Genomic DNA, 11,666 nt, shown 5'->3' with positions numbered 1-11,666 from the left:
GCCGCGGAGGCTTTTCATTTCTTGTCTTGACACAAGAAACGAAACAAAGAAAGTCAAGGCTGCATCGGTGACGACTCCTGTTTATTTGTTAATCTTAAGTGCGGCCGGGTGATCTTCGAACAAGTTCTCAGCTTCCCGGTCTTACTAAAGTTTAACTTTTAAACACTCCTCATCCCCAATGAGGCCGCACATACTTAATACTATTATAAAATGATAAAATCAACATACAAACTAGCAGTAGTTTTAGCACTGGCAACAATGGGTGTTGGGTGCACCAACAAGCAGGAAAGCAAGAAAGAAGTCGCACTGACTGATTACGTCGATCCGTATATTGGAACAGACTATCACGGACATGTATTTCTGGGTGCTCATGTTCCGTTTGGAGGCGTGCAAACCGGCCCAACCAACTATACCTGGGGATGGGATTGGTGCTCGGGCTATCATTATTCCGACTCAATCATGACAGGTTTTGCACAAACTCACCTGAGCGGAACCGGCATTGGCGATTTGGGCGATATACTAATCTCACCCTACACTGGCAAGCTTAAGTCAACTCCCGGAACCAAAACCAATCCTTTGGGAGGCTATGCTTCGTTATATTCGCACGACAAAGAAACCGCCGAAGCAGGTTATTACAGTGTTGATTTGCTTCGATACAATATTAAGGCAGAACTAACGGCAACCGAACGTACCGCTTTTCATCAATACACTTATCCCGAAAGTGATGAAGCGCGCATTGCCATTAATCTGGCGCGAGGCATTGGCTGGGACCGTCCGGGCAAATCATCCATCTCCATCATTAATGATTCAACAGTGGTTGGATATCGTAAATCATCGGGATGGGCAAAAGATCAGATCTTGTTCTTTGCACTACAAACCAATAAACCATTTACGCAGGCTCAACTATTCGATGGCATGAAATCTATTGAAGGACATAGTGCCATCAAAGATAGCATTGTGGCTGTTTTATCTTTCGATACCGAAGCCAACGAAGAGGTTTTATTAAAAGTAGGAGTATCACCGGTTAGTACCTATAATGCATTGGATAATATCAAACAGGAAAATGCCGGTTGGAACTTTGATAATACCGTAGCTGAAGCCAAAAATAAGTGGAACAAAGAATTATCAAGAATTAAGGTTGAATCGAAAGATGATGCACAGCTTCGTACCTTTTATACTGCCGTATATCATGCTTACACAGCGCCTGTATTATTTAACGACGCCAATGGCGATTATCGAGGAACGGATAAAAAAGTATACAAAAACGCCGGCTTCGATAACTATACTATCTTCTCGCTTTGGGATACGTACCGCGCAGCACAGCCTTTGTTTACCATTGCTCAACCCGAACGTGTTTCGGATATGATCAACTCATTGCTGGCCATTTATCAGCAACAAGGCAAATTACCTATCTGGCCTTTGCATGGTAACGAAACCGATTGTATGGTAGGGTTTCCGGCTATTCCGGTAGTAACCGATGCTATCTTTAAAGGATTCCCAAATATCGATGCCTCATTGGCATTAGAAGCTATGCAGGCTTCATCGATGCGCGATGATTATGGAGTGAAACATTTAAAAGAAAGAGGTTTTATTCCTGCCGAATTGGAGAAAGAATCAGTTTCTAAAGCTTTGGAATATGCCATTGCCGACTGGTGTACAGCACAGCTGGCCGACTCCTTAAATCAACCAGAGGTTGCTGAATACTATTCAAACAGAGCATTGGCTTATCAAAAATACTTTGACAAGGAAACCGGTTTTATGCGCGCCGTTAAAGCTGATGGCAGCTTCCGAACTCCTTTCAATCCGTTTGAATCAACTCACGAATGGGGCGATTATACCGAAGGTAATGCATGGCAATACACCTGGCTAGTGCCTCACGATGTACACGGCTTAATTGATTTATTTGGTTCTGATGAAGCTTTTATCAGCAAGTTGGATAGCCTGTTTATTGTTGAGGGAGATATGGGACATATGGCTTCGCCTGACATCAGTGGTTTGATTGGTATGTATGCACAAGGTAACGAGCCCGGACACCACATTCCTTACTTATATACCTTTGCCGGACAGCAATGGAAAACGGCACAATTGGTGCGTCGTATTATGGATGAGATGTTTACTGATCAACCCGATGGTATTTGCGGTAATGAAGATTGTGGGCAAATGTCGGCCTGGTACATACTATCATCAATGGGACTTTACCAGGTAAATCCTGCCGATGGTGTATTTGTATTTGGTTCGCCATTGTTTGATAAAGCTACTATCACATTACCTGAGGATAAATCGTTTACCATTACAGCCAATAACCAAAGCAAAGAAAACGTGTACATTCAAAAAGCCAGCTTAAACGGAGCAGATTTAACTCGTACCTACATCACATATAAAGAAATTATGAAGGGTGGTGAGTTGGTATTTGAAATGGGTAGCACTCCTAACAAAGAGTTTGGTAAAGAGATTAAGGACAGACCTTGATTAGACTCTTTAGATTGTTAGACTGGTAGATTATTAGATCGTCAATCATTAAATAATAAACCACAGATTATGGGATTAAAACAGATTCTTAGTAATCCTAAATCTAATTAATCTGTGATTAAGAATATAAAAATGAAGAACACAACATTTATACTTCAGGCACTTATTACCCTTTTGATGGTTACATCTTGTAACACAAAGAAAGATATTAAGGTAATTGACCTACAATCGGAATTTGCATATAACGATACCATTCCACCAAGTGTGCATGCGGCTACATTGGAAGAAATCAGCAACAACCAATTAATTGCGGCTTGGTTTGGCGGTAGCTACGAAGGTGCCAAAGACGTGGGTATTTACTCAGCCTTTTACACACAAAACAAATGGCAGAAACCTACTCAATTGGTTCAACCACCTGTTATCAATAACGATACTCTTGCCTGTTGGAACCCGGTACTGTTTAAAAGCAAGAGCAATAAGCTGTACTTGTTCTATAAAGCGGGTAAAAATCCGCGTGAGTGGTTTGGTGCCTTGATTACTTCGGATGACGAAGGTCAATCGTGGACGGAACCCATGTATTTGCCCGATGGTTTTCTGGGCCCCATCAAGAATAAACCTGTTGAGCTGATAGATGGCCAGATTATTTGTGGATCGAGCACCGAAAGTATTGAAGGTAATATTTGGAGGGCACATGTTGAGATATTTAATGAGGCTGACAACACTTGGAAGATGGTTGAAATACCCAATACAAAACATCTGGAAGTGATTCAACCCACTTTTATACCTCATCCGGATAATAAATTGGAGATGCTTTGCCGCAGTAAACACAACAAAGTGGTAACAGCATGGTCGGATTACTCAGGAACGAACTGGAGCGAATTAGATACCATTAATGTAGTGAATTCCAACTCGGGCATTGATGCCATTGCCATTGATGATGATTTGTTTTTAATGGTAAATAATCCGCTTAAGCAAGGTCCTGACTGGTTCTATGGCAGAAATATACTGGATGTTGAATACTCAACCGACGGTGTTAACTGGAATAAATTGTTTGACCTGGAAAATGAAGAGAAAGGACAGTTCAGTTATCCGGCTATCATACAAACATCGGATAAAACCATACATGTGTTATACACCTACAACCGCGAAGGGATTAAGCATACACAGTTCAGAATTGAATAGCAATTTCGCTCATGATTGATTGATTATAATTACACCAAAAACCCGGATTGCATAACGATGCTTTCCGGGATTTTTTATATTGTACAACGGCGTGATTACATACAAGAGCAGCCTCTTTCACACTATTCATCTGTCATTCAATATTATAATTACAAATAATTAAAACAATAATAAGAAGTAAGTTGTTAATGAATGGTAATAAAACCAATCATTATGAAAACACTAACTCTATTCATTTTCCTTCTTGGAATCGCAAACGCATTAGGTCAAAATAAACCCAACATTCTGGTAATAATGGTAGATGATGTTGCACCTAATTCTTTAAGCTGTTACTCTTTAGGCATGCAATATCCAACCCCTAACATCGACAGGATTGCAAAAGAGGGTGCATTATTTACCGACCACTACTCACAGCCTAGTTGCACCGCAGGAAGAGCTGCCTTCATAACAGGCCAAAAACCTGTTAGAACAGGTCTTACAACTGTTGGGCAACCCGGCAATCCATTGGGCCTAAAAAAAGAAGATCCCACATTAGCCGAATTATTGAAACCCTTGGGATATATGACAGCTCAATTTGGTAAAAATCATTTAGGAGATAGAAACGAACATCTGCCAACTGTGCATGGTTTCGACGAGTTCTTTGGAAATCTTTACCACCTAAATGTCTCTGAAGAGCCAGAGCAAGCTGATTATCCAAAAACAAAAAAGTTTGCAGAAAAATACGGTCCTCGTGGCATTATTGAATCATATGCAACCGATAAGTTTGATACTACAGAAGATCCTCGTTTTGGCGTAATTGGCAAACAAAAAGTTAAAGACATAGGTCAATTAACTTCAGAACGCATGAAAACCTTTGACGAAGAACTTGTTGCCAAAAGTAAAGATTTTATGAAACGTGCCAAAGATGCTGATAAGCCATTCTTTATTTGGCATGCAACCAGCCGTATGCACGTTTACACACATTTAAAAGAAGAATCAAAGAATCTGGCAACAAATATTAGTACAGATATAGATGTTTTTGGACACGGTTTAATTGAACACGATGGACATGTGGGTGAACTATTGGACTATTTGCATGAACTGGGATTAGAGGAGAATACCATTGTTATTTACACCACTGATAACGGACCTGAACAAAGTACATTCCCTGATGCTGGTGTAACCATGTTTAGAGGTGAAAAAATGACTACTTATGAAGGTGGACTCCGTTCTCCATTTTTAGTAAGATGGCCCGCTAAAATTCCTGCTGGTATGATTAGGAATGGAATATCAGCTCATGAAGATGTACTACCTACGATAATGGCAGCAGTTGGCAATCCAAACATCAACGAAGAATTAAAACAAGGCAAAAAAATAGGCGATACTACTTATAAAGTATTTATCGATGGCTTTAATAATATTGATTACTGGACTGGTAAAAAAGATAAATCTGCCAGAAATCATTTTTTCTATTATTACGAAAGCAGTTTAACAGCAATGCGCGTTGGCCCATGGAAAATGCACTTTGCCACAAAAGAGAGATACTTTGATGATATGGTTACACACACCATGCCCCAACTATTTAACTTACGCAAAGATCCATTTGAAAAGTATGACGACATTAATGGTTTTCACCTGATAATGCAAAAATCGTGGGTAATGCAACCTGCCATTGGATTATTAACCGAACATTTAATGACATTTAAAGAATTCACTCCCAGACAAGCTGCAGCATCTTTAGATATTAATAAAGCAATTGATAAAATTCTGAAAGCTGGAGCCAGACAATAAAACAAAAATGAGGCTGTCAGTAAACAAACTGACAGCCTCATCTATATTATAAATATTTTACTACTAATTCGTAAAATTAATCAACTCTATATCAAATAAAAGAACTGAATTAGCAGGAATACTTCCTGCCTCATAAGGGCCATAACCTAGCGGAGAAGGAATGATTAATGTTAGTTTATCACCTCTGCTCATAATAGGTATACCGATTTGCCAGCCACCTATTAATCCACTTAAAACAAAAGTAATTGATTCACCTTCAGGAGTACTATCAAACACCGTTCCATCCAGTAAATACCCTTTATAGGCCACAGTTACTTCTGAAGTGCTAATGGGTTTTTCGGTATCCTCAGGATCTGCCACCTCGTGATTAAAATAAAAAACACCAGAAGGATAGCCTCCATAATTTATTTCTGCAGCATCCAAATCATTATCGGCGATATAATTTACTATTATCTCACGATCGATCTCCATTTGCTTCTCTACATCATACCCATCTGAGTCATCGTTGTCTTTCATACAACCAAATACTGCAATCCCAATCAATAAAACACCCAGTAATCTGCTTGTAAAACCAACCATTCTCACCTTTCCTGTTATTTTCATGCTATAAACCAATTTACAATTTGTTTGTGGCAAAAATATAAGTTTCGGTTAGATGAAAAAATGACCTCAATGATATGATGCAAAAAGAAGCCTCACCAAATTAAATTTTCAATGAGGCTTGAATCTATTATTTACAAATCCATTTACCATTGACCTTTTGCAACATTCCTGACTTTAAAACATGTTGACGATCCTCAAAAACAACGTAATTGGAAGGCCCATGAAAAACATTATTAATATCTACAATTCCTGATGGTTCCTGTGCCGTATAAACAATAAAGTACTTTTTAGGGTTTGTCGGATTAGGCATGTTAAAAATGGTTTTCCCATCTTCCAGTTCATAATCTTTATCAGCCTGTATACCTGAATCAGTGAATTGTATCGGAAGGCTTTCCTTGTATTTCTGAAGAAACAAATTATTCCTAACTGTTCCGTAAACCATAAACGAATATTGACTCACATCCATTGCAAGGGCTTCTTTATCCGTTATAATCTGCGTTTCCTTCATAAAACGATCACGAATTTTAGTAACATAGGCTTTTATCTCCTTCTCGTTACCCTCTTCCTCTTCTGATACAACCAAATAATCAACATGCTCAAAGGTATTATTCAAATTAATCAGACTTCGGTTAGCATAGTCATTGGCTATAGCATCATCAAAAGCTGTTTTTATAAGCGTTGTATAATAATCAGCAAATGTTTTAAACTCATCTCTGTTTTTACTATATGTCTCCAAAGCCTTTAGCATAGATTCGGTATATATAAACGACCTGCTCACTTCTTTATTGAAAACCATCTCAGCATGCATTACACCATATTTTTCCTTAGTCAAATAGGTAGTAATAGCCCTTATCACCTGCTCATTAACTACAGTATTCCAATTTCCGTAAGCCTGCTTCTTCATCGGCTCTTTTATTGGTTCATATAGCTTCTTGTACTTATCAACCAATTCATTGTTTTCTTCAGTAAGGTAATTTACATATGAATGACCAAACTCGTGCCACACTAAATATTCTACATAATTAACATCACCAAATACAGGTTGACCATCTTTTTCGTTAATAGCCGACATTATATTATAAATATCAACTTTTCCATCCACCTCAACCCCGGGCCCATAATTACCACTATTTAAACACGACAAAATAATATTATAACTATTCTGCTTCTTTCCATAGAATTGTTCAATGGTATGTATTTCATCAAAATCAGCTAATTTATTAGCCATATTATCAACCAAAGCTTCATAAAACGATTTATACGATTTAATAAATTTATCAAACTGAGTTTCGCGTACAAAAGCCTTCATCACAGAAAGAAATTCATGCAGATTCTCCTTCCCTCCAATGCGTTTAATCAGGTAATCAGTAACCTCTACCTTTACATCCATATCAGCTGATAAATGCAACATTAATGCTGGTGGCGCATCATAGCTAAAACCTTTTTTAGTCAGTTCCTGAACAAACAACACTGCTTTGTGCTGCTTGTAATCCTTAAAATACTCATCAACATCCTTCTTGTACTGCAGGTCATGTTTATTTAACCGAAAATAATCACCTAAGTATTGCACAATACTGATTAATTCCTGATTTCTGTCTATGGAAATCGTCAGGCCATTTACTTGCCTGGATGCAACAACAGTGCTTTTACTGTTTTTTGCATAGCCTGTACTTACTATTAATACACCGCAAATAAGTGCTATTAATTGCTTTTTCATTTTGTTTAGGTTTAGATTGTAATTTGGTTATACTATTTTATTCAACTGGCTTTTGCCAAAACTGCTTTGGATTATTAAGGCGATAGGTAGTATAATGTACACCTGTTTTCTTACTTGTCCATTCAGATTTGGTATCTTCTTGCCAATCCATATTCAATGGCAGTAACTCAACATATTCAACCGTAGGATACGCTCCTGCTGTTTCAGAATTATATCTGCTATTTAAATGCACACTGAAACGATATAGATTCTTTGCCATATAATTTTCAAGGTAATAGTCCTTTGTTTGCGTTGTCTGCCTATTCCAATTAGCATCAGGATTTAAGATTAATGGTTGATCATTAATCAATCGTTCCCGGACTTCGTCAATACCCAACAATTCCCCTTTTTCATCCATTACATAAGCTGCAAAGGTAGGATCCATCCATATCCATTTCTCCAGCTGACTTGAATATACCATATTAATCACATGACAATCATTAAATTCCTTCTCTTTAGGCATACAGGTGATGTAACGCGAAGGATATCCCATAGCCAGATAACATTCATTTAAAACGGTTGCCATCATCCGGCAATTCACACCTCTTTCCTCCAACTGACATATTTTAATTAAATCAATGGTATTTTTAGAATCCGGATTATAACTACTGCCATCATGCCTTAGAACGTTATGCACCCAACGCATCAGGTTAATCATTCTATTAACCTCACTTCCACGTCCTGCAATGGAATCAAGATTATAATACTCTCTTAAATTGACCAGTACTGAATCATCTTTCGATTGATAAGTAAACGGTGGTAATGAATCGTTTGGAGTTGAATTATAATCAGCAGCAGCTTTTAACTTGTCGAGATAGGGAGGTATATATTTTACACGAGTATAAGATGTATCCTTCTCATTTAATACAATTATAAAGTCAACACTATCTTTTTCAGGACCTACCTGGCAAGTAATCGAATCTAAATCGGTATAAAAGGTTACCTGATTGGAAGAGGTTTCAAAAACATCGGGATTGATTTGCGGACTGATTCGCCAGTTTTGCTTTATAAGCCGATCGCCATCTTTGATATCAATCAATTCCACATTTGATTTGATAATTCTTATTCCAGCCTCTTGGTTGGTACAGTTAATTAATAATGGTATCAGCGAGACCATTAGTAGTAGCTTTCTCATTTTTCTAGAATTAAGGTTTAAAATTTTATATCGTAAGGCAAAGCTGCCCCTATTCTTTTATTAATCATCTCACCATCAAAAATTATTTCACCCCCCGGAAGTGAACCATCTTCGCGTACCACACAAATATCCTTTAGATAGTAACATCCCGACACTTTTACTCTTTGATCCTTAGGATCAATCTTTTTAAACATCAGATCACGAGGTTTCTTACCAGTATAGTAATACAATATTTCATACTCATTCCCTTTTAATCCATTTAACCAGGCTTCGTGTTCCATATAAACAATGCAATTACAGGTACCTATATCAAAAGATTCAAATTGAACTATATTTGAAGTAGTGTCTTTAACTATCTGTGAAACCTTATATCCGTTTTGACCTAAAGTACCCTCATACAACGAACGCACAAAATGCGTGGTGGAATTGTAATAAGCTTTCTGTCGGTTTTTATAAAAACGTTTTTGTTGAGATTTAGACTTTGCTTCTTCCTCTGTGAAAAACGAATAGCCCAATAATTGAATTGAATTCCTTTTTATCTGTGGGTTATATTTCTCGGTAAAATCTACCAGATCATAAGTTAAAACATAGCCCAAATCAGGCAAAGCAACTTTAAGAGGTTCTGAAGCTCTGGCTATAAAATAATTGTAAGGACCTTTACCCGGCACAAATAATTTTTCGGGATATTCAACATCAAAATACAATACACTATCATTTAGTATCTCAGCTTTCTTACCCCATCGGTCAACTCCTAAAAATACCTTTTTGAAATAATCCATATGAATGGCTTTCATATTTACACTTTCAACAGTTACCGGTGCTATATCAACCTGCTTAGGCACTAATAAAATCGTTAAATAGGTGTCTGCATTAACATCTATATCCTGTACGGCATTGTCGTAACTGATATGACTGATAACTATCTGCTTATAATTATCCTCAAAGCTTAGTTCAAAATTGCCATCCATACCAGTTATGGTACCAATAGTAGTACCATCGATATAAATACTGGCAAATTCAACTGGTTGATTGGTTTGTGCATCTCTTACTTCACCTTTTATAGTATAACTGAGAGCATGAGAAGTAACTCCCCAAAAAAGACAAAGTATTAAAAGTAACTTTCTCATGGATTTAGTTTAGTTGGGTTTATTGATAAAGGATTAACTCATTTAAATATTTCATCTGTTCGTTTATCATTTTATCCGGTGGAAGCATCCAGCTATCGCGCCATTCGGATGGATTGTATTCTATATCTCTCTTTGTAGTGGTTTTCTTATTCCATTCTTTTGGAATATTCTTTCGCTGACTTTTGTATTCATCACGCGAAATAGATTCCCATTTTATTTCCTGATTTATCTTTTTCAAGTCTCCATTCTGATAAAAAGAAACATTAAGAACTGCAAAGTCAGGTTCCCATGTTTCTCCGTTGAATTTCCATGTCATTTCACGGTGTTCGTTAACAAGTTCAAAATCACCAATAGCATAATCACTTGTAATATACATATCTGGCATAATGTATTTTTGGCCTTTCTTACTACGTTTCCATGAAACCCATGCCACACCGTATGTTTCCATATCTATTAATAATTCACCTTCAAAATATGCATAAGGTAAATCATCAATCTGATCGAACCGGATATGATACATTTTCCGCCCTTGAAACTCGGTCTGACCTAACAAAATATATTGGTATTGTTTCTGAAAATTCAGATCCAGAAAAGATTCAAGATTATAAACCGGATCGGTAAAAGGAATAGGTCCATAAGGTTTGAGAGACGTGAATTTTATTTTCTGATCAAATTCAGTTGAATAATACTCTCTTCCTCCACTTATTTCACTTATTATATGCAGTTTTTTCTCTTTTATACTTGGCCATTGCTGTATAAAACCGTAATCGTTAATACAATGTAGATAATCTCCTTCCAAGAGCTTTTCGCGAAAAGCTCCCTCGAAATAAATATTGTTGGTATTTCTGTTATTAAATCTGGCCTGATAAACCTTTTTGAGGATTTCTGTTTCGTCACTTATTTCACTATTGATTGGCGATTGGGGTTCTGTTTCATAATTATACGGAAGCAAATCACCAATTCTATTCCTGCTCATATCACCAGTCCAGGTTATTCCACTTGAATAATATCCAGTTTTATCAATAAATACCGAATCACAGTTAAATATGATGGAACTTTTACGACTGCCTTTATAAAAAACTGTATTATACCTGGCTTTTTTTAAATAACCTTGTTCCTTTTCTTCAACACGAACAAGCTCTTTCATATCCAGTATATGATTAAACAACCCTCTAACTTCAAAACCTTCAGAATATAAATCATCTGTAAACAATGATCTTACAAAATGCATACGTGATCCTAAATAGGCCCATTCTCTATTCTTTTCATAGCTTACTCCAGTTTTACTTAAGTCTTCATTGTAGATAATATTTCCACTATAGCGCACCAAATCATCTTTAGTAGAATATTCAAAATTATCTAGATAATAAGTAATTCGATATCCTAATCCATTATTTTCAATTTCAATAGGTTTCAGAGCATAAGCGTTTAAAGTATCTGACTCTGAGTTATAATTAAATGTAATATCGTCTTCGTTCAAAATCCGACATTGTTTAGCATTTTTAGTAGTGCCAATAAAATGCTTTTTAAATAATCGCATATTTTTAGCCCTTTGCTTTTCAAGTGATTCTGAATTAACGGTTACCTCTCCAACTTCATAATTCTTAGGTTTTAAAAATATTTT

General features: G+C 36.8%; 8 protein-coding genes. 3 read left to right on the top strand and 5 right to left on the bottom strand.

Annotated elements, in window-relative coordinates:
• Positions 1–210: 210 nt before the first annotated feature.
• The 3 genes from KEM10_RS21665 to KEM10_RS21655 all read left to right on the top strand — a co-directional run bounded on the left by KEM10_RS21665 (position 211) and on the right by KEM10_RS21655 (position 5,421).
• On the top strand, positions 211–2,469 hold the full coding sequence (locus tag KEM10_RS21665; RefSeq protein ID WP_212219682.1) for a GH92 family glycosyl hydrolase: 2,259 nt from the start codon (positions 211–213) through the stop codon (positions 2,467–2,469).
• 132 nt (positions 2,470–2,601) lie between these two features.
• Positions 2,602–3,651 (top strand): sialidase family protein, encoded by a 1,050-nt coding sequence (locus tag KEM10_RS21660; RefSeq protein ID WP_212219679.1) that lies wholly within the window; start codon positions 2,602–2,604, stop codon positions 3,649–3,651.
• A 213-nt stretch (positions 3,652–3,864) separates the two neighbouring features.
• Entirely contained in the window at positions 3,865–5,421 is a 1,557-nt protein-coding gene (locus tag KEM10_RS21655; RefSeq protein ID WP_212219676.1) for an arylsulfatase, read from the top strand.
• A gap of 63 nt (positions 5,422–5,484) precedes the next feature.
• Here KEM10_RS21655 and KEM10_RS21650 read toward each other — a convergent pair whose 3' ends face one another.
• The 5 genes from KEM10_RS21650 to KEM10_RS21630 form a co-directional block, all read right to left on the bottom strand.
• On the bottom strand, positions 5,485–6,024 hold the full coding sequence (locus KEM10_RS21650; RefSeq protein ID WP_244826101.1) for an FKBP-type peptidyl-prolyl cis-trans isomerase: 540 nt from the start codon (positions 6,022–6,024) through the stop codon (positions 5,485–5,487).
• A gap of 127 nt (positions 6,025–6,151) precedes the next feature.
• Positions 6,152–7,741, bottom strand: a complete 1,590-nt coding sequence (locus KEM10_RS21645) for a DUF4932 domain-containing protein (protein ID WP_212219673.1) — start codon at positions 7,739–7,741, stop codon at positions 6,152–6,154.
• Positions 7,742–7,778: 37 nt separating this feature from the next.
• Positions 7,779–8,915 (bottom strand): transglutaminase domain-containing protein, encoded by a 1,137-nt coding sequence (locus tag KEM10_RS21640; protein ID WP_212219670.1) that lies wholly within the window; start codon positions 8,913–8,915, stop codon positions 7,779–7,781.
• Positions 8,916–8,932: 17 nt separating this feature from the next.
• Complete coding sequence (locus KEM10_RS21635; protein ID WP_212219667.1) at positions 8,933–10,042, bottom strand: carboxypeptidase-like regulatory domain-containing protein; 1,110 nt, start codon at positions 10,040–10,042, stop codon at positions 8,933–8,935.
• Positions 10,043–10,061: 19 nt separating this feature from the next.
• Positions 10,062–11,666: hypothetical protein (locus KEM10_RS21630; RefSeq protein ID WP_212219665.1), on the bottom strand; the 1,605-nt coding region annotated here is incomplete at its 5' end.

This window comes from Carboxylicivirga linearis (genome assembly GCF_018271995.1).
GTDB classification, from domain to species: Bacteria; Bacteroidota; Bacteroidia; order Bacteroidales; family Marinilabiliaceae; genus Carboxylicivirga; species Carboxylicivirga linearis.
The sequence above is the reverse complement of the archived record's forward strand: the minus strand, read 5'-3'. Positions and strand labels throughout refer to the sequence as shown.